At 71.4% G+C, this 25503-nt stretch carries 23 protein-coding genes and 1 pseudogene; 10 read left to right on the top strand and 14 right to left on the bottom strand.

Annotated elements, in window-relative coordinates; all coding sequences use genetic code 11:
• Positions 1–46: 46 nt before the first annotated feature.
• The 3 genes and pseudogenes from AB0912_RS16440 to AB0912_RS16430 form a co-directional block, all read right to left on the bottom strand.
• Positions 47–241, bottom strand: a pseudogene (locus AB0912_RS16440) (amino acid ABC transporter permease); the annotation flags it as partial.
• A gap of 464 nt (positions 242–705) precedes the next feature.
• On the bottom strand, positions 706–1146 hold the full coding sequence (locus AB0912_RS16435) for a DUF6278 family protein (protein ID WP_366700087.1): 441 nt from the start codon (positions 1144–1146) through the stop codon (positions 706–708).
• A gap of 319 nt (positions 1147–1465) precedes the next feature.
• Positions 1466–2173 carry a TetR family transcriptional regulator gene (locus tag AB0912_RS16430; RefSeq protein WP_366700085.1) on the bottom strand — a complete coding sequence of 236 codons (708 nt, stop codon included), beginning with the start codon at positions 2171–2173 and terminating at the stop codon, positions 1466–1468.
• Positions 2174–2318: 145 nt separating this feature from the next.
• Between AB0912_RS16430 and AB0912_RS16425 the strand changes: the two genes are divergently transcribed.
• The gene (locus tag AB0912_RS16425; protein ID WP_366700083.1) at positions 2319–3467 is read left to right on the top strand and encodes an NAD(P)/FAD-dependent oxidoreductase; all 1149 of its coding nucleotides are present in this window, start codon (positions 2319–2321) and stop codon (positions 3465–3467) included.
• Positions 3468–3625: 158 nt separating this feature from the next.
• Complete coding sequence (locus tag AB0912_RS16420; RefSeq protein ID WP_366700081.1) at positions 3626–4528, top strand: NADP-dependent oxidoreductase; 903 nt, start codon at positions 3626–3628, stop codon at positions 4526–4528.
• Positions 4529–4671: 143 nt separating this feature from the next.
• On the opposite strand, the gene AB0912_RS16415 is transcribed toward AB0912_RS16420, so the two are convergent.
• The 5 genes from AB0912_RS16415 to AB0912_RS16395 all read right to left on the bottom strand — a co-directional run bounded on the left by AB0912_RS16415 (position 4672) and on the right by AB0912_RS16395 (position 11083).
• A complete protein-coding gene (locus AB0912_RS16415) occupies positions 4672–5451 on the bottom strand; it encodes an exodeoxyribonuclease III (RefSeq protein ID WP_366700079.1) in 780 nt (259 codons plus the stop codon).
• Between the two features lie 113 nt (positions 5452–5564).
• Entirely contained in the window at positions 5565–6200 is a 636-nt protein-coding gene (locus AB0912_RS16410) for an MBL fold metallo-hydrolase (RefSeq protein WP_366700077.1), read from the bottom strand.
• 104 nt (positions 6201–6304) lie between these two features.
• Complete coding sequence (pcaC, locus tag AB0912_RS16405) at positions 6305–7603, bottom strand: 4-carboxymuconolactone decarboxylase (protein ID WP_366700075.1); 1299 nt, start codon at positions 7601–7603, stop codon at positions 6305–6307.
• A gap of 185 nt (positions 7604–7788) precedes the next feature.
• The gene (locus tag AB0912_RS16400) at positions 7789–10071 is read right to left on the bottom strand and encodes a LuxR C-terminal-related transcriptional regulator (protein ID WP_366700073.1); all 2283 of its coding nucleotides are present in this window, start codon (positions 10069–10071) and stop codon (positions 7789–7791) included.
• A gap of 94 nt (positions 10072–10165) precedes the next feature.
• Positions 10166–11083 carry an NAD-dependent epimerase/dehydratase family protein gene (locus AB0912_RS16395; RefSeq protein ID WP_366700071.1) on the bottom strand — a complete coding sequence of 306 codons (918 nt, stop codon included), beginning with the start codon at positions 11081–11083 and terminating at the stop codon, positions 10166–10168.
• A 574-nt stretch (positions 11084–11657) separates the two neighbouring features.
• On the opposite strand from AB0912_RS16395, the gene AB0912_RS16390 reads away from it, so the two are divergent.
• The 4 genes from AB0912_RS16390 to AB0912_RS16375 all read left to right on the top strand — a co-directional run bounded on the left by AB0912_RS16390 (position 11658) and on the right by AB0912_RS16375 (position 15747).
• Positions 11658–12632, top strand: coding sequence for an alpha/beta hydrolase (locus AB0912_RS16390; protein ID WP_366700069.1), 975 nt, complete (start codon positions 11658–11660; stop codon positions 12630–12632).
• A 276-nt stretch (positions 12633–12908) separates the two neighbouring features.
• Positions 12909–13085: a hypothetical protein gene (locus tag AB0912_RS16385; protein ID WP_366700067.1), complete on the top strand. Its 177-nt coding sequence runs from the start codon at positions 12909–12911 to the stop codon at positions 13083–13085.
• A gap of 112 nt (positions 13086–13197) precedes the next feature.
• The gene (locus AB0912_RS16380; protein WP_366700065.1) at positions 13198–14127 is read left to right on the top strand and encodes an acetoacetate decarboxylase family protein; all 930 of its coding nucleotides are present in this window, start codon (positions 13198–13200) and stop codon (positions 14125–14127) included.
• Positions 14128–14151: 24 nt separating this feature from the next.
• Entirely contained in the window at positions 14152–15747 is a 1596-nt protein-coding gene (locus tag AB0912_RS16375; RefSeq protein WP_366700063.1) for a succinic semialdehyde dehydrogenase, read from the top strand.
• A 540-nt stretch (positions 15748–16287) separates the two neighbouring features.
• Here AB0912_RS16375 and AB0912_RS16370 read toward each other — a convergent pair.
• Positions 16288–17247 (bottom strand): NAD(P)H-quinone oxidoreductase, encoded by a 960-nt coding sequence (locus AB0912_RS16370; RefSeq protein ID WP_366700061.1) that lies wholly within the window; start codon positions 17245–17247, stop codon positions 16288–16290.
• A gap of 293 nt (positions 17248–17540) precedes the next feature.
• Between AB0912_RS16370 and AB0912_RS16365 the strand changes: the two genes are divergently transcribed.
• Positions 17541–18251: a type 1 glutamine amidotransferase domain-containing protein gene (locus AB0912_RS16365; protein WP_366700059.1), complete on the top strand. Its 711-nt coding sequence runs from the start codon at positions 17541–17543 to the stop codon at positions 18249–18251.
• A gap of 388 nt (positions 18252–18639) precedes the next feature.
• Here the strand turns inward: AB0912_RS16365 and AB0912_RS16360 are convergent, their stop codons facing one another.
• Positions 18640–19890, bottom strand: coding sequence for an NADH:flavin oxidoreductase/NADH oxidase family protein (locus AB0912_RS16360; protein ID WP_366700057.1), 1251 nt, complete (start codon positions 19888–19890; stop codon positions 18640–18642).
• 94 nt (positions 19891–19984) lie between these two features.
• Here AB0912_RS16360 and AB0912_RS16355 point away from each other — a divergent pair, with 94 nt between their 5' ends.
• Entirely contained in the window at positions 19985–20593 is a 609-nt protein-coding gene (locus AB0912_RS16355) for a TetR/AcrR family transcriptional regulator (protein WP_366700055.1), read from the top strand.
• 198 nt (positions 20594–20791) lie between these two features.
• On the opposite strand, the gene AB0912_RS16350 is transcribed toward AB0912_RS16355, so the two are convergent.
• Positions 20792–21757 carry an alpha/beta hydrolase gene (locus tag AB0912_RS16350; protein ID WP_366700053.1) on the bottom strand — a complete coding sequence of 322 codons (966 nt, stop codon included), beginning with the start codon at positions 21755–21757 and terminating at the stop codon, positions 20792–20794.
• Between the two features lie 169 nt (positions 21758–21926).
• Here AB0912_RS16350 and AB0912_RS16345 point away from each other — a divergent pair, with 169 nt between their 5' ends.
• A complete protein-coding gene (locus AB0912_RS16345) occupies positions 21927–22388 on the top strand; it encodes a MarR family transcriptional regulator (protein WP_366700051.1) in 462 nt (153 codons plus the stop codon).
• A gap of 160 nt (positions 22389–22548) precedes the next feature.
• On the opposite strand, the gene AB0912_RS16340 is transcribed toward AB0912_RS16345, so the two are convergent.
• Positions 22549–23289, bottom strand: a complete 741-nt coding sequence (locus AB0912_RS16340) for a methyltransferase domain-containing protein (RefSeq protein ID WP_366700049.1) — start codon at positions 23287–23289, stop codon at positions 22549–22551.
• 97 nt (positions 23290–23386) lie between these two features.
• The gene (locus AB0912_RS16335; RefSeq protein WP_366700047.1) at positions 23387–24274 is read right to left on the bottom strand and encodes a LysR substrate-binding domain-containing protein; all 888 of its coding nucleotides are present in this window, start codon (positions 24272–24274) and stop codon (positions 23387–23389) included.
• 83 nt (positions 24275–24357) lie between these two features.
• Here AB0912_RS16335 and AB0912_RS16330 point away from each other — a divergent pair, with 83 nt between their 5' ends.
• Positions 24358–24957, top strand: coding sequence for a nuclear transport factor 2 family protein (locus AB0912_RS16330; protein ID WP_366700045.1), 600 nt, complete (start codon positions 24358–24360; stop codon positions 24955–24957).
• Positions 24958–25030: 73 nt separating this feature from the next.
• On the opposite strand, the gene AB0912_RS16325 is transcribed toward AB0912_RS16330, so the two are convergent.
• Positions 25031–25420 (bottom strand): hypothetical protein, encoded by a 390-nt coding sequence (locus AB0912_RS16325; RefSeq protein WP_366700043.1) that lies wholly within the window; start codon positions 25418–25420, stop codon positions 25031–25033.
• Positions 25421–25503: the final 83 nt, after the last annotated feature.

Genomic DNA, 25503 nt, shown 5'->3' with positions numbered 1-25503 from the left:
CTCCGGCTGCCGCCGGCCGGGCCTGGCCCTGTGAGCTGCTGCTCCCCTACGGTGGCGGGGCGGTGGGGGGTACCCCACCCGGCAGCAGCGTCCCTGGTTCGGCCGGTGCCACGCCCACGGCCTCGGTCTCGGGACCGCGCCGCTCCCACCGGTTCGCCCGGGTGAGCGGCGCGCACATCCCGGTGCGGGCCGGCGAGGTCGCCGTCACCGCGGGGATGAACGCCACATCGTAGTCGAGGTTCGGCGGGTTCGGCTTCCCGGAGCGGAGTTCGGGCTTCAGGCCTCGCGGGGCGCGGGCGCCGTGGGGCCGGGCCGTCCGGGCGGCGCCCGGGTGCCGACACGGCGGCCCGCCCGGTTTCGCGCGGTGCCGGCGCGGGGGTGACGGCGGCCGCCTCCCCCGTGCCGACGGTGAGGTCGACGTCCTGCAGAACATGCAGCTCCCCGAAGTACGTGTTGACGTCGTGCAGGTCGCCCGTCGGACCGAGGTCTGCTCCGGTCCTGCACTCACCGCTGTGGCGGCCAAGGCAACCTATCGGCGCAAATCGGGACCAAAGACACGACACGCACGGGGAGCAATTAACCGTATTTGAGGCTGCATTACGACCCCCGTCACGACACTCCGCCGAGTCCCGGGGCCCGTTCACCCGGGGCGGTTACCCGCTTCCGGGAAGAGTGGCCGGCGCCGCCTGTCGTCCGTGGCGACCGCTATCCCTCGGCGGCCTCGGCGTACGTCTGGGACAGTTCGGGCACTCCCTGGACGGCCCAGTCGAGGCCGGCCTCGACGACCGTGATCTCGCGGCCCGAGGCGAGCCTGACCACCGGGCTGCCGCCGGGCCAGACGTGCCAGGACGCGCCGGGAACCGTCCGCACCACGACCGTGCCCAGATACAGGCCCGCGTCGTTACCGAGCCAGGGAAGCCCTTCCGGGTCGTCGCGCCACAGCGGAAGGAGCTGGTCGAGCGCCGCCAACGAGGCGGGGGTGTCGTCCAGTTCGAGGCCGACGGCCGCGGCCTGGGAGCGGAGCAGCTCGCACTCCGAGAGCAGTTCGGCGACGCCTTGCGGGTCGTCCTCGAAGGCGTCGGCGAGCGCCCGGTCCTGCCGCGCCGGATGGCGCCTGCGCCATTTTTCCAAGAAGGGGATGTTCATGACCGGCCTCTCCGTGGGGTGCGATCGCCTGCGGCTCCGCGTTCCCGGCGTTTCCACGAGCCTATCTTGCGGCAGTTGATCACGGAATGGGCGAATCACGGCGCCCTGGCGCCGAAGGGAGCGGCAGGGCCGGCGAGAGGTGACCATGCCCGGCGGCCGGACCGGCCGAAGGAACGGGCGCTTCCGCCAACAGGCGTGAGACGCCGCGCCGTTGACCGAGGCCGGCGGTCGGGGAGGCGCCGACCCCGAAACGTAACGGGCCCGGCGGGGCATCCGGCGCGGGGCATCCGGCGCGCGGAGTCCGCCAAGGGGCGCGCCGTCAGGAACCGGCCCGCTCCCGCCCCGCGGTGATCCCCGCGAGGATGATGTCGATGCCGGCGAGGAACTCCTCACGGTCGTCGTGGCGGCGGAGCTGCCCGGCGACACTCCGGGTGAAGGCGTACTCCTCCGGGTCCAGCTCCGCCCATTGACTCGCCGCGGCGTCGACGAACTCGGTCCGGTCGGTGCCCGGGGGCGCCGAGCGGGCGTTCTCGGCGTTCTGGCCGGCCACGCCGAGGACGTAGTTCAGCAGGACGGAGGCCGCGGTGAACCGGGCCGCCTCGGGGACGCCCAGCGCCTGGACCTGGCGTCCGGTGTGCTCGAAGACCCGCATCATCGGGGTCTGCCAGGGCGCACGGGCGAGCTGCGTACCGACCCAGGGGTGGTGGTCGATCGCGTCGAACACGCCGAGCGCCAGGGCGCGGATCGCGTCCTGCGGGGTCGGATCGCCGCCGTCCCCGCCTTCGCCGGTGCCGTCCGCGAGAGTGGCGGTGACGACGGCGTCGGTCGCGGCGGCGAGGAGTTCGGCCTTGCCGGTGACGTGCCAGTAGATGGCCCCCGGGCCGGTGGAGAGCCGCTCGGCGAGCGCGCGGAAGGTGAGCCCGCCCTCCCCCACCGTGTCGAGGAGTTCCACGGCGGCGGCGACGATGCGCTCGCGGGAGAGCGGTTCCCGCCGTCGCTCCGGGCGACACGTCCTGCCGGCTGTCATGCACCCAGCATAGGACTCGCTGGAACATCGTTCCAGCTTGACAATGAATGGAACAGCGTTCCATCCTGAGGCTATGGAACAACGTTCCATTCAAGTTCCGCGGGCTGTCCTGCCGGCGGCGGGGAGCAGGAAGGCAGAAAAGATCATGACGACTCCAGTGACGATCATCGGCGCGGGACTCGGCGGGCTGACCCTCGCCCGCGTCCTGCACGTGCACGGCATCCCGGCGACGGTCTACGAGGCCGAGGCCTCGCCGACGGCGCGTGCCCAGGGCGGCCAGCTCGACATCCACGAGGAGAACGGGCAGGTCGCCCTGAAGGCGGCGGGCCTGTTCGAGGACTTCCTCGGTCTCGTCCACGAGGGCGGCGAGGCCATCCGCGTCCTCGGCGCGGACGGAACCGTGCTGCTCGACCTGCCCGACGAGGGCACCGCGGGCCGCCCCGAGGTCCTCCGCGGCGACCTGCGGCGCCTCCTGATCGACTCGCTTCCGGCCGACTCGATCCGCTGGGGGCACAAGGTCACGGCGGTCCGCGCCCTCGGCGCGGACCGGCACGAGGTGACGTTCGCCGACGGGACGAGCGTGGAGAGCGGTCTCCTCGTCGGCGCGGACGGAGCGTGGTCGCGGGTGCGCCCGCTGCTGTCCGACGTGACACCCGAGTACGTCGGCATGTCCTACGTCGAGACCTATCTGTTCGACGGCGACACCCGCCACCCGGAGGCCGCGCGGGCGGTCGGCGGCGGTTCCCTGTTCGCGCTCGCCCCCGGCAAGGGCATCCAGGCCCACCGGGAGAGCGGCGGGACCCTGCACACGTACGTGGCACTCGCCCGGCCGCGGGAGTGGTTCGAGAAGATCGACTTCACCGACTCCGCCGCGGCAGCGGCCCGGATCGCCGAGGAGTTCGACGGCTGGGCACCGGAACTCACCGCGCTGATCACCGACGGTGAGACCCCCGCGGTCCTGCGCGTCCTCAACGCCCTTCCCGACGACCACCGCTGGGACCGGGTGCCGGGCGTGACACTGGTCGGCGACGCCGCCCACCTCGCGGCGCCGAACGGCGAGGGCGCCAACCTGGCGATGTACGACGGCGCCGAACTCGCCCGGGCCCTGATCGAACACCCCGGTGACGTCGAGGCCGCGCTCACCGCCTACGAGCGGGAGCTGTTCCCCCGCAGCGCCGAGGCCGCCGCGGACGGCGCCGAGCTGCACGCGATGCTGTTCGGCGAGGACGCGCCCCAGGGTGTCGTGCGCTTCTTCGCCAACGAGCAGCAGCCCGGTGAACCGCAGGCCGGGTGAACGGAGAGCGGCGCCGGCTCGCGTCGGCGGTCACCGGCGCCCCGCGCGCTGCCCGGCGCCCGCCCCGCCCCGGCCACCCTCGACGGGGGCGGGACGCCGTACGTTACGTACGACGTCCTGAAGACAGCCGTGAGCGTGGGTCGAGAGCGGAGGCAGTGATGAAGGCGGTGCGGTTCAGCCGGTTCGGCGGGCCTGAGGTACTGGAGATCGTGGAGCTGCCGGATCCGCGGCCGGGGCCGGGGCAGGTCCGGATCGCGGTGCGGGCGGCCGGGGTCAACGCGAGCGACTGGAAGAAGCGCGCGGGCCTGATGGACGAGGACCTTCCGCAGACCCTGGGATACGAAGCGGCGGGCGTGGTCGATCAACTCGGCGAGGGCGTCACGGACGTGGCGGTCGGCGACCGCGTGTACGGGTTCAGCCCCGAGGGAGCGGCGCAGGCCGAGCTGGCCGTGCTGTCGCACTACGCGCCGATCCCGCCGTCGCTGGACTTCGCCGAGGCCGCCACGCTGCCCGCCGCCGTGGAGACGGCCACCCGCGCGCTCGACCAGCTCGGCGTCGGGGCCGGCGCGGTGCTCCTGGTCAACGGCGCGTCAGGGAGCGTGGGCGGCGCCGCGGTCCAGCTCGCCGTCGAGCGCGGAGCGCGGGTCATCGGCACCGCGAGCCCCGCGAACCACGCCTACCTGCGCTCCCTGGGCGCCGAGCCCGTCGCCTACGGGGAGGGTCTGGCCGAGCGGGTCCGCGCGCTCGCCCCGGACGGTGTCGACCTCGCCCTCGACGTCGCCGGGAGCGGGGTGCTTCCCGAGCTGATCGACCTGGCCGGGGGTCCCGGGCACGTCCTCACGGTCGCCGACTTCGAGGGCGCCCGGAAGCACGGCGTGACGTTCAGCCGCGGGGACAGCGGTCGCGCCGTCCACGCGCTGAGCGACATCGGCCCGCTGATCGAGTCGGGGCGCTTCACCCCGCCGGTCGTACGCGCGTTCCCGCTCGCCGAGGTCGCCGAGGCGCACCGGGCGGGCGAGAGCGGCCGGGTGCGCGGGAAGCTCGTCCTGCTGCCCGGGTGACGCGGCCGCACGTGAGGGGCGTACGGGCACGGAAAGGGTGGTCGTAGGACCAGGGCGTCCGCCCGTACGGGCGTATGGCGCGGTACGAACGTACGGGCGCCGCTTCCTCCGCGGTTCCTCGCGGCGGGGCGACCTGGCCCGGCCTAGACGTCCAGGTCCACGACGACCGGGGCGTGGTCGGAGGCGCCCTTGCCCTTGCGCTCCTCACGGTCGACGTAGGCGTCCTTGACGGCCGTGGAGAACGCCGCGTTGCCGTAGACGAGGTCGATGCGCATGCCGCGGTTCTTCGGGAAGCCGAGCTGGCGGTAGTCCCAGTAGGTGAAGGGGTGGTCGTACTTCAGGGGGCGCGGGACCACGTCGGACAGGCCGGTCTCGCGCAGGGCGGCGAGGGCCGCGCGCTCGGCCGGGGTGACGTGGGTGAGGCCCTCGAAGGCGGCCACGTCGAAGACGTCGTCGTCGGTCGGCGCCACGTTGTAGTCGCCCAGTACCGCGAACGGGCGGCTGCCCGCGGCGTCTCCCGCCACCGCGGCTCTCAGGGCCTCGAACCACTGGAGCTTGTACGCGTAGTGCGGGTGGCCGACCTCGCGGCCGTTCGGCACGTAGACCGACCAGACGCGGACCGGGCCGCAGGTCGCCGAGATGGCGCGGGGCTCCTCGGCGCCCTCGTAGCCGGGGTCGCCGGGCAGGCCCCTGACGATGTCGGCGAGGCCTACCCGTGAGATGACCGCCACGCCGTTCCACCGGCCGGTGGCGTGCACCGCGGCCTCGTAGCCCAGCTCGCGCAGCTGCTCCGTGGGGAACTGCTCGGCGGCGATCTTGGCCTCCTGGAGGCACAGCACGTCCGTGCCGGTGCTCTCCAGCCAGGCCAGCAGCCTCGGCAGGCGGGCGGTGATCGAGTTCACGTTCCAGGTGGCGATACGCATGCCCCACAACCTACCGGGCGGGTCCGACAACGAGCCGCGACAGCCACCCGGCCCCTCACGGGAGGCGCGGGAGGGGTACCCCGGGGGGTGCTTCGGTGCCGACCGCTCCCGGGTCAGACCTCGGCCGATGTCCCGGGGGTGAGCCTCAGGTGTTCGGAGCCGCCCAGGGAGCCGATCTGGCCGTCGTAGACCGGCCGGGCCAGGTCGGTGAGGAGGGCGTCGTGGATGTCGTAGGCGCGTTGCGGCTTGACCTCGCGGACGTAGTCGATGACCTCGGAGATCTTGTTCCAGGGCGCCATCACCGGGAGCATCAGCGTCTCGACCGGGCTGCCGGGGACGGTGAACGCGTCGCCGGGGTGGAAGACGCGTCCGCCGTCGACGAGGTAGCCGACGTTGGTGATGCGCGGGATGTCCGGGTGGATGACGGCGTGCAGTTCGCCGTGCACCTGGACGTCGAAGCCGGCCGCGGTGAACGTGTCACCGTGGCCGACGGTGTGCACGCGGCCGGGGAAGGCGGCGGAGATCTGCTCCGCCACCGACCGCAGCGTCCAGATCTCGGCCGCCGGGTTGGCCTCCATGCCGGCCCGCAGCCGGTCCTCGTTGAAGTGGTCGGGATGCTCGTGCGTCACGAGGATGGCGTCCGCGCCCAGCGCGGCGTCCTCCTCGCTGAAACCGCCGGGGTCGATGACGAGCGTGCGCCCGTCCTTCTCGAGACGGACGCAGGCGTGCGACTTCTTCGTGAGCTTCATGGCTCCCATCCTGCCCCCACCCCGGTACGGAGGCCCGCCCCACCCGGAAGTTCGGGCCGCCTCACCCCGGACGTTCGGGCCGCCCCCGCCGGTGCTCGCGCGGCTCACTCCTCGGGGGTGGTCTCCTCGCGGATCACCTGCTGGGCCACCTTGAAGGCGCTGTTCGCGGCCGGCACACCGCAGTAGACCGCCGCCTGGAGGAGTACTTCCCTGATCTCGACGGGGGTGAGGCCGTTGCGCAGGGCGGCGCGGGTGTGGAAGGCCAGCTCGTCGAGGTGTCCGCCGGCCACGAGGGCGGTGAGGGTGACGCAGCTGCGGGAGCGCCGGTCGAGGCCGGGCCGGTTCCAGACCTCGCCCCAGGCGTAGCGGGTGACGAACTCCTGGAAGTCTGCGGAGAACTCGTCCGCCGAGGCCAGCGCCCGGTCCACGTGGGCGTCGCCCAGCACCTCGCGCCGTACCTTGATCCCGGCCTCGTACGGGTCGGGGCGCCCCCGGGTCTCGGGCGGGGCCGCTGCGGGGCCGATCTCGGCGAAGGGGCCGACCGGGGAGGGCGCGGCCAGGGCGGCGTGGGCGGGCGCGGACTGGATCGCCATCTGGCCGGTCGCGGAGTCGAAGGGGGCGGGCTGCCAGGCGGTGGAGAAGTGCCGTACGAGCAGGTCGGTGACGGCGGCGGGCTGCTCGACCGGTACGAGGTGGGAGGCGCCGGGGACGACGGCGAGCCGGGCGTCCGGTATCCCGGCGACCAGGGTGCGGGCCTCGGCGGGGCCGGTGACCTGGTCGTCGGAGCCGACGAGGACGAGGGTGGGAACGCCGACCCGGCCCAGCTCGGCCCGTACGTCGAAGGCGGCGAGGGCCTCGCAGGCGGCGATGTAGCAGCCGGGGTCGGTGGTGCGCACCATCTGCACGGCCCACTCGGTGATCGCGGGCTGGGCGGCGGCGAAGCCGTTGGTGAACCAGCGTTCGGGCGAGGTGCGGGCGATGGGGTCGAGGCCGTTCGAACGGACGATCACGCCGCGCTGGCGGAACTCGTCGGCGGTGCCGAAGCGCGGGGAGGCCGCGATCAGGGCGAGGGAGGCGACGCGCTCCGGGCGGCGCAGCGCCAGCTCGATACCGAGGGCGCCGCCGAAGGCGCAGCCCGCGTATCCGAAGCGCTGGACGCCGAGCTGGTCGAGGGTGGCCAGCAGCCGGCCCGCCAGCTCGGCCACCGACCCGGCCGGGTAGGCGGGGGCTCCGCCGTGCCCCGGCAGGTCGAACCGGAAGACCCGGAAGCTCTTGGCCAGCTCGGGGACCTGGCGGTCCCACATGTGCCAGGTGGTGCCCAGTGAGGGAGCCAGGATCAGAACCGGGGCGTCTTCCGGCCCGTCGAAGCGGTATTGGAGGGTGTTCGTCGGTGTCTCGCTCACCCGCCGACCCTCTCATCTGTCCCGTGCTGTCACATGGCCGGGGTAGCGGAAATGAGACATGCCCGGCCCCGGCGCGCGCGGACCAGGCCGTGGCCGGTGCTGGGTGAACCGGCCTCCAGGGGGCGCCCTGCCCCCGGCATTCTTTCGGATCTCGGTTCCGCATGTCCCGGGCCGAGAGCGGCCGTTCAGTCCTCCAGTGCCTCGGCGACGGCGGCTCGTGTACCGACACGCAGCTTGGCGAGGATGTGCTCGACGTGGGTGTCGACGGTCCGCTTCGAGATGACCAGTCGGCCGGCGATCTCACGGTTGGACAGCCCCTGCCCGACCAGCGAGGCCACCTCGAGTTCGCGAGGGGTGAGGTGTGTCGTTCCCGCCTCGTCCGCTCGGCCGGCCGGCCCGGCCGGCGGCCGGGGTGGTCTGTCGGTGTCGGCGCGGACCGCCTGGAGGACCTCGTCACCGGACATACGAGCGCCGTGCCGGTGCCAGCGTTCGAAGGCGGCGGTGCCGAGTTCGGAGCGGACGGTGGCCGTCACCGCCTCCTGGTGTTCCAGGAGCGAGGGCAGCGTGCCGATGGGGTCGCTGCCCAGCTTGCGCGCGCCCTGGGCGTAGCCGAGCAGCCACGCGGCCTGGATGTAGCGCTTGTTCGCGGCGGCGTGCCAGGACAGGCCGAGACAGCACAGGGCGGCGACGAGCACGTCTCCGATGTCGCTGATGGCTTCCAGAGCCTCCCGCAGGGCGGGAGCGCTGTCGTCCGGTCGTCCGTCGAGCCACAGGATGATGCCCTGGACGGCGAGTGTGCCGGCGTAGAGCTGGCGTTCGCCGATGTTCCCGAGGCGATCGAGGTTGGCCCGGCACCAGTCCAGAGCGCCGGCCAGGTCGCCGAGGGCGGCCTTGAGCAGCGCGCCCTCGGAGCGGGTCACGGACAGGCCCAGGAGGTCGTCGGTGTCGACGAGACGCTGATAGGCCCGCTCCCAGTCCGCGAGGCCTTCTTCGAACTCGCCGCGCAGCATGCGCATGGTTCCCAGGTTCGGTGCGGCGAGCAGTTGGACCCGCTGCTCGCCGCAGCGGACGGCGACGTCCTGTGCGCCGGCGAACTGCCGGGGGGCGTTCGTCAGGTCGCCGCTCCACACGGCGAGCATTCCGGCCATGAGCAGCCCCCAGGCGCGGGCGGCGCAGTCTTCGGGAACGGCCCGCAGGCCGCGGGTGATCCAGTGGCGCCCTTCGGACAGGGTGCCGGTCGCCCGCCAGTAGGGGGCGAACTGTGCCGCCAGCCGCAGTGCCTGGCCGGCGTGCTCCGGAGTGTCGAAGGCGTACCGCAGGGCTGCGCGGATGTCGGGGAGCTCGCTGCGGAACAGCCGGTGGAGTTCGGTCTGCCGGTCGGTGAGCAGGTGGTCCCAGAGCCCCTGTCCCAGCTCCTGGTACAGCAGGAAGTGGCGTTCGCGGGCGGCTGCGGCCTCCTTCTGTTCGGCCAGCCGTTCGGAGCCGTAGGCGCGCAGCGTGTCCAGCATGCGGTATCTGGAGTCCGCGCTTTCGCGGTGGACGATCGATTTGTCGACGAGACCGGTCAGCACGCCCAGGACGTCCGCGGCGGGGAGGGCGGGATCCGCGCAGGCGTGTTCCGCGGACGTCAGCTCGAACGGGCCGGCGAAGACCGACAGCCGCGCCCACAGCAGCCGTTCCTCGCCGGTGCACAGCTCGTACGACCAGTCGATCGCCGAACGCAGGGTCTGGTGACGTCCGGGGGCGGTGTGCCGGCGGCCGGTCAGGATCCCGAGCCGTTCCTCGGCGCGGGCCGTGAGGTGGTCCAGGGATGCGGATCTCAGTCTGACCGCGGCCAGTTCCAGGGCGAGCGGGATGCCTTCGAGGGCGTCGACGAGGGAGGAGATCCGCTCACGGTTGTGGTCGGTGACGACGAAGTCCGGGGCGGAGGTGAGGGCTCGGCGCTCGAAGAGGGTCATGGCGTCCGCCGGGGGCAGCGGACCGATCGGGACACAGCGCTCCCCCGGGACGTCGAGGGGCTGTCGGCTGGTGGCGAGCAGGCACACGTCCGTGGCCTCGCGCAGCAGCAGGTCGCACAACATGCCGCAGGCGTCGACGAGGTGCTCGCAGGTGTCCAGCACGATGAGCAGCCGGCGGTCCTGGAGGTGCCCCACGAGGGCGTCCAGCGGCGTCATCCCGGGCTGCTCCGGCAGGCCGAGGACGGCGGCGAGCGTGGCGGGGAGGAGTTCCGCGTCGCTCAGCGCGGACAGTTCCGCGAGCCAGACCCCGTCGGGGAACCGCTCCGCGAGGGAGTCCGCCGCTCGAAGCGCGACCCGGCTCTTGCCGACACCGCCCGGCCCGGTCAGGGTCACCAGCGGTGTCCTCTCCAGCGCCTCGGACACGGCGGCGACCTCTGCCGTCCGGCCGACGAAGCTGGTCCGCTCGACGGGCAGCCGCCCGCCACGGTGCTGACCGAATGCAAAGCCCATGCCCGGCTACCTCGCTGTGTGTGCCCGTTCAGTGCCGTGGCGACCACCGTAGGACATGGAACGCGGTGTCCGGTGCGGGCCGGGTCCCGCGGGGTCAGCCGAGGAGCCGGGTGATGCCCTCTTGGTGGCGGGTGACGGTGAAGTCGGGAAACCGTGCCGTGAACTTCGAGGTGTCGAAGATGTTGTCTCCACGGTAGCGCGGCAGCAGTTCCCCGACCTCTTCGAGCTGCCCGACGAAGCGGCCGCCGATCCGGAAGAAGGCGAGTGGCAGCACCGAGTACTTGACGCGGCGGCCGGTGACCTGACCGGCCACCCGGATCATCTCGGCGTAGGTGGGGCGCTGTGTGTCGACCGGCAGATGCCAGGTCTGGCCGAAGGCGTCCGGGGTGTTGCCGATCAGGGCCATGGCACGGCCGGCGTCGGGCGTCCAGATGAGCGAGCGGGCGGTCTTCGCGCTGACGGGGACGAGGGGCCGTTTGCCGGCCTTGATCCGGTCGAAGACGAGCGAATTGGTCAGGCTCTTGGTCTTTCCCGGACCGTAGAACTCCGGCGCCCGGCAGATGACGGCGTCGATCGATCCCGCGTTCATCGCGTCCAGCAGCATCGTCGCGATCCGGGCGCGGACGCGGCCCTTGCGGCCGTTGGGCTCGAAGGCGGTCGACTCGGTCTGCGGGGCGGTCGTGCCCGCGTACATGTAGGTGTTGTCGAAGAACACGAGCTTCGTGCCGTACTTCGCGCAGGCGTCGATCACGTTGCGCATCATGGCGGGGAACTGCCGTTCCCACAGCTGTGAGTCCATGGGCAGGCCCGCGGTCAGGTAGGCGGTCTGGCTGCCCTCGACGGCCCTGGCGGTGGCCTCGGCATCGGTCAGGTCCGCGCTGACGAGCTGATCGGTGTCGTGCGTCTTCGCGGGGTTGCGGCCGACCAGCCGGATGTCGTGTGTGAAGCCGCGGTACAGCTCGCGGACGAGTTCGCCGCCGATCGGGCCGCCGGCTCCCAGAACTGTCTGCATGGGTGGATCACCCCTTTGAGGTCCTTCGGGTGGCTGCTCGTTCGACGCACGGCGCGGGCGTCTTGCCGCTGCCCGAGACCCATCATTGCCACTCTCCTGCGCGCGCGCATCGGGAAGTGGCCGAATCCGCGTCGGCGCACGCGGGGGGCCACAAATACGTATACGTATATGCGGCGCACCCGGTTACGTATGTACGGCCCGTCCGGCGAACCGCTTCGTACGGAAATCCGCGACGGGTTTGGAGCGCGGAAATCTCCGTGCTCGGCGATCAGAACCGGATGCGGAGCAGTTACAGGCCCCCATCGGCAGCCATATCCCCTTCGACCGGCCCGAGATACACCGCGCCCGATCCTTTATACGTATACGTAGGAAAGCCGGATTCGCCGCGGCGCCGAAAACGGCGACAAACCGGCTCCGAATGGAATCCATTGTGCCGAGTTGCGCTTGACAGACGACGAGCGAAACGATGGAAGACCAGGGAACTCCCGTCCCCGAGATCCCCGGGCAGCGGCCGGTTCCAGGCCGGCCCCACCCACCCCATCACCCCGCAGACACTCGTGACCATGGAGTCGACATGACCGAGCTTCCCCCTCCGATCACTCCTTTCCTCGAGCCGGCCGCGAAGGAGTTGTGTGAAGCGACCGATCCCCACCCGCGGATCTACGAGGTGCCGCCGGAGAAGGGCCGGGACATCCTGCTCGGTCTGCAGAGCGACGCGAGCGTGCCCCGGCCGGACGTCGACGAGGAGTGGGTCGACGTCGACGCCGGGGAGTGGGGCACCGTCCGCACCCGCATCATCAGGCCCCAGGGCGTCACCGGCCCGCTGCCGGTGGTGTTCTACATCCACGGCGCCGGCTGGGTCTTCGGTGACGACAAGACGCACGACCGCCTCTTCCGTGAACTGGCCGTCGGCGCGGGCGCGGCGGGAGTCTTCCCCGTCTACGACCGGGCTCCCGAAGCAAAGTACCCGACGCAGGTCGAGCAGAACTACGCGGTGGGCCGGTGGGTCCTGGAGCACGGCGCCGAACACGGCCTGGACACCTCGCGGATCGCCGTCACCGGCGAGTCGGTCGGCGGCTGCATGGCGGCGGTGTTCGCGCTGATGAACAAGGAGCGCGGCGGGATCGACCTCAAGGCGCAGGTGCTGCTGTACCCGGTGACCAACGCCGACTTCGACACCCCGTCCTACATTCAGTTCGCCGAGGGCTACTACCTGACCCGCGACGGCATGAAGTGGTTCTGGGACGCCTACACCAGCGACGAGGCTCAGCGGGCGGAGGTGTACGCCTCCCCGTTGCAGGCTCCCGTGGAGCAGTTGCGGGGGCTGCCCACGACGCTGGTCATCACCGACGAGGCCGACGTACTGCGGGACGAGGGCGAGCAGTACGCGAACAAGCTGCGCGAAGCCGGCGTGGACGTCACCTCGGTCCGGGTGGCCGGCATGGTCCACGACTTCCTGCTCCTGGACAGCCTGCGCGACACCCGCGCCGCGAACGTCGCCCGCAAGCTCGCCGTCGACGCGCTCCGCACGGCACTGCACGACGACTGACACACCCAACGGCAGAGGAACACCGGAGTCCGGGTCCGGGCCCACCGGCGCCGTCACCGCGCCGGTGGGCCCTGCCGTTGCCGCACGAGGCCGCCCGCGGTGCGCACCGGCCCGGCCCGCGCGCGACGCCCCCACCCCCTGGATGTTTATGACGATTACATCGATGCTCTAATGTGAGGGGCGTATACATAATGGGCGATCGAGACGCGGCGGACGCGGCCGGCAGGCCGTGACCGGAGAACTCGAAAGACCATCCCCCGACGCGAGAGCGCGACGATGCCCGAACCGACCCACGACCCGGCCACCCCGGACGGCCTCACGGACGCCCCCGGCCCCCGCACTCCACGCGAAGCCGCACCCTCCATCGCGCAGGACGATCAGCCGGGAACCGTGCAGACCGTGTGGTCCAGCATCCTCGCCACCGCCCACCGCCGCCTCGGCCGGGGCCGGTAGAGCCGCCAGCCGAGATCCGGCCGCAAGGATTCCCACGCCACATTGTTGACGGTGCTTACATTGCTGCCTATAGTCATGTGTACACCACTTACATGAGAGTGAGGACTCCCTTATGTCTCCTATGTCGTCGACGCAGAAGAACACCGTCAAGGTCGACCTGGGCGGCCGCGAGATCGAGGTCCCCAAGGGCGGCATGTACGACCGCTACCGGATGAACCCCGACCTCGACGCGATCGCCCGCGACCCCCGCGTCAGCAGCGTGGACTTCTTCCGCCGGCTGCCCAAGATCAAGGTCGACTCACCGATCGGCTCGACGCTCACGCCGAACTTCTACTACACGATGTCCAGCGCCCGGGTCACGATGGTCGCGCCGTCCCGGGCGATCCGCGCCCGCCTCCCCCAGGAGCTCTCGCCGCTGGAGATCGTGCCCGGCCTCGGCCTGGTGTCGGTCATGTTCTTCCGGTACGACGTGTGCGACATCGACTTCTACACCGAGGCCGCCGTCGGCATCGCGGTCAAGCCCGCCCGGCACGGAAAGCTCGGCTTCTTCGATCTCGTCTCCGGCCTGAAGAACGACCACCTCGACTCGTACGTGCTCTCGCTGCCGGTGAACACGGAGATCGCCCAGGTCCGGGGCCACGACGGATACGGCTTCCCGAAGTGGGTCACCGGCCTCGACGTCGAGATCGACGAGCACCGGACGACGGCCCAGGTGGCCAATGACGCCGGCGGAGTCGACATGTCGCTCCGGGCGGACACCCCGGCCCAGCGGACCCACCTGAGCGGGGAGCGCGTCGGCTCGCTCACCTCGTACACGACGATCAACGGCGCCTGGCACTCCACCCTGAACCAGACCAATGTGCTCCGCGCCGGCACGACGCGGAGCACCGGCGGCATCAACCTCCAGCTCGGCGAGGGCCGGATGTCCGACGATCTGCGTTCGCTCCAGCCGAAGCGGACCATCCAGTTCGACGTCATGACCGAAGGCCAGGCCGCCCTCCACATGCCCGTGCCCACCTCGGTCCGAAGCCGGAACAAGTAGCAGCGGAAGAAAAGGAGTTCAGCCATGGCCACCACCCACGCCACCCCCGCCACCACCCGGGACCCCGGTCTTCCCCTCTCCATCACCCCGGCCCTGCTGAAGCAGCTGGCCGCGCGGGTCTCGGCCGCGCCGAACGCGGCACGGGTCACCACCAACGCCCCCTACACCGGCGCCCCCCTGGCCGACCTGCCGGTCTCCACACCAGATGATGTCGAGGCCGCCTTCAAGCGCGCCCGGATCGCGCAGAAGTCCTGGGGCGCGCTGCCGCTGAGTGAACGCAAGAAGATCCTCCTGCGCTTCCACGACCTGGTCCTCGCCCGCCAGGACGAGGTCCTGGACCTGATGCAGGCGGAGAACGGCAAGACCCGGCGCGACGCGTTCCTCGAAGTCGTCGACATCGGCGTCATCTCCCGCTACTACGCCCGCAACGCGGCCAAGTACCTCAGCCCCAAGCGCCGTCACGGCGCCATCCCCCTGCTCACGCACACCACCGAACTGCGCCACCCCAAGGGCGTCGTCGCGGTCGTCTCGCCGTGGAACTACCCGCTCAGCATGGCCGCGAGCGACACCATCGCGGCTCTCATGGCCGGCAACGCCGTGGTCCAGAAGCCCGACACCCAGACCGCGCTCACCGCCCTGTGGTCCGTCGACCTGATGCGGCAGGCGGGACTGCCGGCAGGCGTGTGGCAGATCGTGATCGGCCGCGGCAGCTCCATCGGCGGCACTCTCATGGACAACGCCGACTACATGATGTTCACCGGTTCCACCGCCACCGGGCGCCAGATCGCGAGCGACGCCGGCCGGCGCCTGATCGGCGCGTCCCTCGAACTCGGCGGCAAGAACGCCATGATCGTCCTCGACGACGCCGACATCGAGAAGGCCGCCGAGGGCGCGGTCAACGCCTGCTTCCCCTCCGCCGGCCAGCTCTGCGTCTCGATCGAGCGCCTCTACGTGGCCGAGTCCATCCGCGACAAGTTCGTCGCCGCGTTCGTCGCCCGCACCAAGAGGCTCAAGACCGGCGCCGCCTACAACTACAGCGTGGACGTCGGCAGTCTGACCACCCCGTCCCAGCTCGACACCGTCACCACCCACGTCGACGACGCCGTAGCCAAGGGCGCCACCGTCCTCGCCGGCGGCAAGGCCCGTCCCGACCTCGGCCCCCTCTTCTACGAACCCACGATCCTCACCGACGTCACCCCCGACATGACGTTGTACGACCACGAGACCTTCGGCCCCGTCGTCTCGATCTACTCCTACCGGGATGTCGAGGAGGCCATCGAGCTGGCCAACTCCACGCCGTACGGGCTGAACGCCAGCGTGTGGTCGCGCAACGGCGCACGCGGCCGGGCCGTCGCCGCCCGCATCCACGCCGGCACCGTCAACGTCAACGAGGCGTTCGCCGCGGCGTGGGGAAGCGTCGACGCGCCCATGGGCGGCATGGGCGACTCCGGACTCGGCCGCCGCCACGGCGGCGAGGGCATCCTCAAGTACACCGAGGCCCAGAACGTCGCCCACCAGCGCCTCCAGGGCTTCTACCCGCCGGCCCGCGTCTCCCCCGACACCTGGGCCACCCTCCTGACCGGCGCGCTCAGGTTCATGAAGGCGGCCGGCATGCGCTGAACAGGCGTTGCCCGAGCGGCAGTCGCCCGGCATGAACAGGCATCGACGAGTCCGGCGGTACGGCGTCTTTCGACCCGGCACCGCCGGACCGGTCGACTGCCGACAGCACACAGCCCACAGCCCACAGCCCACAGCCGCCCTACCGTGCCCCCGCCCCCGTCCCCGTTCCCGCGTCCCCCGCCCCCCGTCTCGCGCTCGGCCGACAGCGCCGTTGACGCCGCAGACCTTCCGGGCCCTCCCGCCCTCTCCGCCTGCCGCACCAGGCACCAGGCACCAGGCACCAGGCCAGCGGACACCCACGGGGTGTTCCTGGCCGATTGGCATGCCCGCCGTGAAAGCGGCCGGAGTGCGGAGAACCGACCGTGTTCGTGATCCGTCCGGTCGCCTCCAGTACTCGCGGGCCACGCGCTGAAGGCCTGTCAGCCGTTCGCCGTACCTGGGCATGCCGAGAGGGAGGCCGGCGACGAGCCTGCCTCCCTCTCCGCGGCACCGGAGCGCCGGTTCACGGACTTTCGGGGCGGTCACCCCGAGGCGTCCGTGCTACTCGTTCACGAGCAGGATCTTGCCGACGTGGCCGCCCGCTTCCATCAGCCGGTGGCCCTCGGCGGCCTCGGACATGGGCACGGTCTGGTCGATGAGCAGCCGGACGGCACCGCTCTCGATCATCGGCCAGACCTTGTCCCGCACCTCGGCGACGATCTCGGCCTTCTGTTCCTTCGACCGGGTGCGCAGCGTGGTGCCGAAGACGGAGGCGCGCTTGAAGACGATGTCGGCCAGGTTGAGCCGGCCTTCGAGGCCGTTCTGCAGACCGATGACGACCAGGCGGCCGTCCGGGCCGAGGGAGCGGATGTTCCGCTCCAGGTAGTCGCCGCCGATCACGTCGAGGATCACGTCATAGGGGCCGAACTCGGCGAAGTCCTCGGTGCGGTAGTCGATGGCCGCGTCCGCGCCGAGTTCCAGGGCGCGTGCGACCTTCTCGGGTCCGCCGACCGTGGTGACGACCCGGGCGCCGAGAGCCTTGGCGATCTGGATGGCGAAGGTGCCGACGCCGCCGAGCCCGCCGTGGACGAGCAGCGTCTCGCCCTTCCGCAGCCGCGCGGTCATGACGAGGTTCGACCAGACGGTCGCGGTCACCTCGGGAAGGGCCGCGGCCTCGACGAGGTCGATCCCCTTGGGGATCGTGAGCAACTGGCCGGCCGGTACGGCGACCTTCTGGGCGTAGCCGCCGCCGGTCAGCAGGGCGCACGCCTCGTCGCCCACCCGCCATCCGGTCACTCCCTCACCGAGGGCACTGATACGGCCGGACACCTCGAGCCCCGGGTAGGGGGACGTACCGGGGGCCAGCGGGTACAGGCCCCAGCGCTGCATCACGTCCGCCCGGTTGAGAGCACTGGCCACGACGTCGATGACCACCTCGCCGACGGCGGGCGTCGGATCCGCGGCCTCGGTCCACTCCAGGACTTCGGGACCGCCGGGTTCTTTGATGGATACGGCCTTCATGGCACTCCGATCACATGACTGAGCTGAAAGGCCCCACAGGAATGCGTCACGGCTTTCGGCCGGCCGCCCGGGGACCAATGTTTGCACTACACACATTAGGCGGCGGAGTGTACAGTGTCAACATTGCTCGCCCGGCCCCTCGGACCAAGAGCGGCCGCGGTTGCGACAACCCCGGATCGCCCGGCCCCTGACCAGAACCCATGATGTGAGTGAGGGTGCCCGGCTCCGCGACTCGGCATCGGGACCGCCGCACACATCGGCAGCGGGCCGCTTCTACTGGAGGACGTGTCGACATGACCAAGGTGCTGTTCGTTGTGTCAGCGGCTGACCGCTGGACCCTGCGGGACGGTGAAGTGCACCCGTCGGGGTTCTGGGGCGAGGAACTCGCCATGCCGCACAAGATCTTCAGCGCGGCCGGGTGGGACATCACGATCGCGACCCCCGGCGGGAAGGTCCCCACGCTGGACCGGCTGAGCATGTCCCGCACCGCGGGCCTGCCGTCGAAGCTGCGTGAGGTGGCCGCCTATCTGGAGTCGATCAAGACCGAACTCAACACCCCGAAGTCGCTGCACGAGATCGATCCGGACGACTTCGACGTCGTGTTCTATCCCGGCGGGCACGGCCCCATGGAGGACCTGTCGGTCGATCCCGTCTCCGGCGCCCTGCTCACGAAGGTCCTCGCCTCGGGCAAGCCCCTGGCCCTGCTGTGCCACGCGCCCGCCGCGGCCTTCGCGGCGACGAACCCCGACGGGTCCTGGCCGTTCACCGGCTACCGCATGACCGGCCTGTCCAACCTAGAGGAGAAGTTCAACAGCTTCGGCCGCAAGGCCCGATGGCTCCTCGAGGACCGCCTGCGCGAGAGCGGGGCCGACTACGTGAAGGCCCGGCTGCCGCTGCGCCCCTTCGTCGTCGTCGACCGCAACCTCTACACCGGCCAGAACCCGCCGTCGTCCGAGCGTCTCGCGGAGCGCCTGGTCGCCGACGTGAACGCCGCCGCACGCTGACGGCATCGGTTCACCGCGCCAGGCCGGCCTTCCCGGCCTCGCGCCGCACGGCAGCCACGGTGCCCGAACCCTGCGGTCTCCCGACGGACGACGAAGCCAGCTCCGGGGCGGCCGGCTGTCACGACGACGCCGATCCCCGTCCGTGAGCGCGCGTCCAGATGCCGGTGCGCCATACGCGTCCCCCGCCCCGGCCGGACGCCGCGCAGCGCCCACGCCTTCGTTCAGGCGTGGGCGCTGTCGTCCGCGTCGGGCGCGAACCGCTTCTCCGGGCGGCCCTTCGGCACGGAATGCCGGACACCGGGGCGGCGCCTCGCCCGTGAGAACGTCTGGTTCCCACGCGGGCCCTCGCCGCGGTTGCCGTGCCACGTCCGCCTCGAAGAACGCGGGGTCACTTCGCGGCGGCACCTCGTCCCTTGGCCAGCCAGGCGCGGTAGCGGCGCAGGGCGCGTCGCTGGTTTCGGCGTTCGGATACGAGGGCGACGGCCGGGTGGGTGCCGGCCTTGGGCCGGCGCCCTCGGGCGAGGCGGCGCATCTGGTGGCGGACCCTGGCCATGCCGGCGGCGGACGCGAGGGCCTTGTCGGACCAGGTGACGGGTTCCATCTGGCGGTCGGCCTCGCGGTGGTCACGCCACAGGTCGGGCAGGTCGGGGGTGACGGCGAGGGCGGTGCCCATGCCGATGACGGCGACGCCGCTGTCCAGGACGCGTTCCGCGGTGTTGCGGCGGGTGATGCCGCCGGTGAGCATGAGCGGGACGGGGCTGGTCTTGACGAGGTCCTTGGCGAGGTCCAGGAAGTAGGCCTCGCGGGCCCGGGTGCGGTCGTCGGCGGGGCGGCCGGTCATCGCGGGGCTCTCGTAGCTGCCGCCGGACAGTTCGACCAGGTCGACGCCGAGCGGTGCGAGCATCTCGATGACCTGCCGGGCGTCCTCCGCGTCGAAGCCGCCGCGCTGGAAGTCGGCGGAGTTCAGCTTCACCGCCACGGCGAAGGACGCGGAGACGGCGGCACGGACGGCGCGGACGATGTCCAGGAGCATCCGGGCGCGGTTCTCCAGCGAACCTCCCCACTGGTCGGTGCGCGTGTTGACCAGCGGGGACAGGAACTGCGACAGCAGGTATCCGTGCGCGGCGTGGATTTCGACCCCGTCGAACCCGGCCTCCTCGGCGCGCCGGGCGGTCAGGGCGTAGCGCGCCACGGTCTCCCGGATCTGCCGCGCGGTCATGGCGGTCGGCTTGCCGAACCGGCTGCTGTGCTTGCCGAGCGACACCGCGACGTCCGACGGCCCCCACACGACACCAGGCATGTCGGAGGCCACCTGACGGCCCGGATGGTTGATCTGCATCCAGATCGCCCCGCCACCGGACTTTCCGGCCTTCGCCCACTCGACGAACGGCTCCAGCGGCGCGTGCTCGTCGAGGACCACACCGGCCGGCCCGGTCAGGGCCTCGGCGTGCACCATCACGTTGCCGGTGATCAGCAGGCCGGTACCACCGGCCGCCCAGCGCCGGTACAGCGACAGCAACTGCCCGTCCGGAAGCTGGCCGTCGCCGGCCATGTTCTCCTCCATCGCCGCCTTGGCGATCCGGTTCCTCAGCACCCGCCCCGAGCGCAGAGTCAGCGGCGAGAACAGCTCGCTCGTCATTCCGTTTCCCTCTTCCATCTCGATCACCTACGATGTATGCACCATTCACATTAGGCGAAAAAGTAAGCACCGTAAACATGAGGGAGTGTGACCTATGTCGCAAGGCGGCAGCTACCATCACGGCGACCTGCGAGCGGCCTGCCTGCGTGCCGCGCGGGAACTGCTGGAGGAGGACGGGAGCGCCGGGCTGTCGCTGCGCGCGGTCGCCCGCCGGGCCGGGGTCTCGGCCACCGCCCCCTACCGCCATTTCACGGACCGCGAAGCGCTCGTGTCGGCGGTCGCCGCACAGGGATACCGCGAACTCGCCGCGGACCTGGCCGCGGCACACCCCTCCCCCTCGACTCCGGAGGACCTGGCGGCGGTGGCCGTGGTCTACGTGCAGTTCGCGCTGGACCACCCGGCGTTGTTCCGGGCCATGTTCGCCGAGCCCTGCGACCCGGCCGACACGGACCGGGTCGCCGCGACCGCGGTCATCTCGGAATACGTGAGCGGCATCGTCCGGGACGCCTTCCCCGGAGCGGACGAGGCGGACGCCCTGGCGACCACGGTCTGGGCCCTTGTCCACGGTCTGGCGTTCCTGCACCTCGACGGGAAACTCGACGCCTCCTCCCCCGAGGTGGTGGCCCGCCAGGTCCGCGCCGCCGTGCACGCCCTGTTCGCCGTGTCTCCGGCGATGACGCAGGCGGCGCCGGCCGGGCAGTGACGCCTGTTCCGCCCCCCATCCCCACCGGCCCGGCCGACACGGGCAGTGCAGGCAGGGGCGCGAGGGGACCGAAGCGGCCGGCAACACGTACACAACGCCGTCACCATCGGCCACCGGAGGAACGAGTGCGGGCACCCGTGGCCGGACGCGGCTGCTGCCCGACCGGATCGGCCGGGCAGCGGGTCGGACCGGTGGACGTTACGCGACGCCGAGGGCGGCGCTCAGCACGGCGACGGCCTGGCCGATCGCGGCCTCGGCGCCCTGGGTCTCACGCAGGGCGTTGAGCATGACGAAGTCGTGGATGACGCCCTGATAGCGGACAGCGGTGACGGGCACACCGGCCTGCCGGAGCTTGGCGGCGTAGGCCTCGCCCTCGTCGCGCAGGACGTCCGCCTCAGCGGTGACGACCAGCGCCGGCGGCAGCCCCTGGAGCTGTTCGACGGAGGCCCGCAGAGGCGAGGCGGTGATCTCGGCCCGCTGCTCCTCGTCGGTCGTGTACTGGTCCCAGAACCACCGCATGGCGTCGCGGCGCAGGAAATAGCCCTCGGCGAACTGGTCGTAGGAGCCGGTGTCGAAGGCGGCATCCGTGACCGGATAGAAGAGGACCTGCTGAACCAGCGGCACGTCACCCCGCTCCTTGGCCATCAGGGTGAGCGCGATCGTCATGTTCCCGCCTACGGAGTCGCCGGCCACCGCGATCCGGCCCGCGTCCAGGCCCTTGTCCGCGCCCTCGCGGACGATCCACTGGGCGACCGCGTAGTTCTGCTCGATGGCGACGGGGTAGCGGGCCTCGGGCGAGAGGTCGTACTCGGGGAAGACCACGGCGGCGCCCGCGCCGACGGCGAGTTCACGCACCAGGCGGTCGTGGGTGTGGGCGTTGCCGAAGACCCAGCCCGCGCCGTGCAGGTAGAGGATCACGGGCAGCGTGCCCTCGACGCCGGCGGGCTTGACGATGCGGGTCCTGACCGAGCCGGTGGGCCCACCCGCGACCGTGATCCACTCCTCGACGATCCGCGGCTTGTCGATCTCCCCGGACTGCACCTCGTCGACGGCCTTGCGGCCCTCCACAGGCCCCAGGTCGAAGAGGTACGGCGGGTTCGCGGTGGCCTGCGCGAATGCCGCCGCGGCCGGTTCGAGCACCGGGAGATTGCTGTTCTCAGACATGAGTTGCCCCTTCTTCACGTGCGCCGACGGCCGGGACAGCCGCCCTGAGCACGAGGAAAACAGTACAGCGCGATTAAGTCGTGCACAACTTAATCGCTGTCAAAGTTATCGCGGGCGCGTGAAATGGTAGAATCGTGGGGTTACGCCCCGACCGCCAGGGAGCCGCACCATGAACCATCCCGAGGACCAGGGCTCGCTGTTGCTCCAGGACCAGTTGTGTTTCGCGCTCTACGCGGCCTCGCGAGCGGTCACCACGCGCTACCGGCCGTTGCTGGACGAACTCGGACTCACCTATCCGCAGTACTTGGTCATGCTGGCGCTGTGGGAGCGGGACTCGGTCTCCGTACGCGAGCTGGGCGCGTCCCTGCAACTGGAATCCAGCACGCTGTCTCCCCTGCTCAAGCGCCTGGAGACGATGGGGCTGATCCACCGACGACGCCGGCCCGAGGACGAGCGGTCCGTCGCCGTCACCCTCACCCCGGCGGGCGCGGAACTCCGCGAGAAGGCCCGGACCGTCCCCGTGTCCATCGGCAACGCCATGGGCCTCACCCCGGAGCAGGACGCCACGGCGAAGCACCTGCTCCGCCTGCTGACCGCCAACGTCACCGGCGCCGGCGCCGGGGCGGAGTGAGCCGGAGCGGCATCCGACGCGATCCGGCGCGGCTCGTCCGGACACATCTCGCGGAGCTTCAGGTCTGCCTCGGCGACCCATCGCGTCCGGCCCGCACAAGGGCTTGCGAGGCCGGCCGGGGATGGGGATGGGGATTCCGTCGCGTCTCGGGCCGCGGTACCTACGGCTTGTGGGTTGCCCAGAGCATTTCCGCCGGCCAGCGGTGTGCCCAGTCGGGCGGGTCTGTTTCGTTGTACCCGTTGGCTGTTCCCGGGGCGGGCCGCGGTTCGATGAGGTCGTCGATGACGAGACCCGCGCCGCGCAGGACCTTGATCCAGTCGCCGTAGGTGAGCTGATAGCTGACCGCGTCCTGGTCCTCGGCGATGGCGTCCAGGCCGAAATAGTCCTGGTGCAGCGTCGTGGTCGCGCGGCCGGCGGCCTCGTCGTAGCAGGCCTCGAACCATGGGCTCGCCACGTTGAACACCAGGCGGCCACCGCTGCGCAGGACCCGTGCGGCCTGCGGGACGGCCAGGCGCGGGGGTGCCCAGCTCAGCCCGCCGTAGTCGCAGAAGACCAGGTCGAAGCTGGCGGCGGCGAACGGGAGGTGTTCGGCGGCGCCTTGCACCAGCGGATAGCGGGCCGCTCCCATCGCGCCTGCCGCCGCGGCGAGTTGGGCTTCGGACAGGTCGAGCCCGACCACGCGGGCGCCCTCGGCGGCGAGCGCCCTGGACCACTGGCCCGCGCCGCAGCCGAGTTCGAGGACGCGCTTGCCGGTGACGTCGCCCAGGGCGTGCAGCCGCGCGTCGGGGATGGCGTACGTGCCCCACAGCCGGGGCGCCGCCCCGATCCGCGGGTCGTGCTTGCGCTGGTAGTCGCCGCTGATCCGGTTCCAGAACCGCCGGTTGGCGGAAGTGCTGTCCACGCCCGGACTCAAGCACTGGATGCCGGCGGTGGTCAACACGATGCTGCCGGCGCCGAGAAGGCTCACCGGTTGCCGTCCACCCCTTCACGGACCGGGTTCACATCGGCGTGGGCCGGTCCAGGGAGCTGACGAACGCGCGTACCGGGCCCGCGAGTTCGTCGGCCCGGCTGAGGGTGACGACCTGGACGTCGGCCGCCGTGTCGCGCAGGGGCCGGTAGACGACGTCCGGCACGGCGATGCGGTGGGCCGCCGTGGGGACCACGGCGACGCCCACGCCGGCCGACGCCAGGGCGAGTACCCCCAGGGTGCTGGTCACCAGGTGCACTCCGGCGCGGCGTTCGGCGTGGCCCGCCCGGAGCCGGTCGAGCACGCTCAGGTCGTCGGGGTCGGCCGCGTACACGATGAGGTTCTCGCCCTCCAGGTCCGCCGGGGCGACCGTCGCCGCGGAGGCGAGTGGGTGATCGGGGCGTACGGCGATCGACAGGGTGGTGCGTACGCCGCGCCGCGCCACCAGGCCGTCCACGTCCCCCAGGCCGTTGTCGGGGCTGTATCCGACGTCGAGCGTGCCGTCGCGGAGGCCCTGCACCTGTGCGGCGGGCGGGAGTTCGGCCACGTGGAGTTCGACTCTCGGGTGGGCCGTGTGGAAGCGGCGCAGGTCCGCGGGCAGAATGCCCTCCAGTACGGCGATTCCGGAGAACCCGATCCGCACCGCGCCGGTCTCGCCCCGGACCGACTGCCGGGCTACGTCGAGGGCCCGCTCGGCCTGGGCCAGCGTCCGCCGCGCCTCCAGAAGAAGCAGTTCCCCCGCCTCCGTCAGCTCGACGCGGCGGCTGGTGCGGACGAAGACCGGGCCTCCCACCTCCCGCTCCAGGGCCTTGACCTGGGTGCTCAGCGTCGACTGGGTCACGTGCAGCCGCGCGGCGGCGCGGCCGAAGTGGCTTTCCTCGGCGACGGCCACGAAGTACCGCAGGTGGCGCAGTTCCACGGACGGACTCCGATCGTTTTCAGCGAATGATAGATCGAATCTATCAATTGGACCGATCGATCGAGCCGCCGGAGACTGGGCATATGCCTACATCGACGCAGCTTCAGGACCGCCAGGACATCGCCGACCTCATGACCGGATGGATCCACCGTGACCAGGGCCGGTGGGACCGGCTCCGGGAGCTGTTCCACCCGGGGGCCCGGATCGAGATCACCTGGTTCGAGGGCCTGGCGTCGGACTTCGTCGACGCCTCCGCGCGCATGGCCACCACCGGCCTGCGCACCAAGCACCTCATCACCGCACCGGCCGTGACGTTCTCCGCCGACGGCACCCGAGCCGTCAGCGAGACCAACGCGGTCATCGTCGTGGAGAACGGCGGCCTCGCCCTGGGCTGCAACGGCCACAACCGGTTCATCGACCGGCTCGAACGCCGCGACGGTGTCTGGCGCATCGCCGACCGCAAGAGCGTCTACGACTTCGCCACGTTCACCTTCCCCGCCGGGATCACCGGCATCGACGCCGGAGTGGTGGCCAAGTACCCGCCGGAGTACGCCGCCCTCGCCTACCTCCTCGACCGGAGCGGGTTCCCGGTCGAGCGCACCTTCGCGACCCAGGGCAGCGAGCTGGAACGCGACCTCGTGGACTCCGCGTTCGCCTGGCTCGGCGAAGAAGCCCGGCCCTGACCGGGCCCGCTCGCGGCTCCGGCCTCCTGCTCCCAGCCCGCCGCCCGCCGCCCGCCGGGACTTTGACGGCTGGTCAGGTCACCTTGACGTAACCGGTCGGGAGGCGTCCGTAGCGGTCCGTCCAGATGACGCCCTCGACATAGCCGGGCCCCACCCACGTCGGCCAGGTGTGGTAGTAGGTGTGCCCTGCCGTCATGGAGATGTCCGGGGAGACGTGGTCGTCACCGCCGGGGACCTGCCACGCGAGGTGGCCGTAGACGGCCGGTCCGCCGGTCTTGGTGTAGGTCACCTGGATGGCGCCCTGCTGGTTGACGGGTGTGATCGCCACGCAGAGGCGCCCGTTGCCGAGGTTCACGCACTTGTCGGCCGCGTGGGCCGGGCTGGTCCCCAGCGTCAGCAGCCCGGTCAGGGCCGCCCCCAGGGGGAGGTAACGCCTCAGCCAGGCGGATCGTGGGACTCTCATCAGCCGCTCCTCTTGCCGGTCGGTTCGGGCTCTTCGCGCGGCGCCGGACGCGATGGCGCGAGGCCGGTGATCACTCGCGCCGC

Source organism: Streptomyces sp. NPDC007084 (assembly GCF_040703595.1).
Taxonomy (GTDB): Bacteria; Actinomycetota; Actinomycetes; order Streptomycetales; family Streptomycetaceae; genus Streptomyces.
Note: the sequence above shows the minus strand (reverse complement) of the source record. Positions and strands in the feature narration are given on the sequence as shown.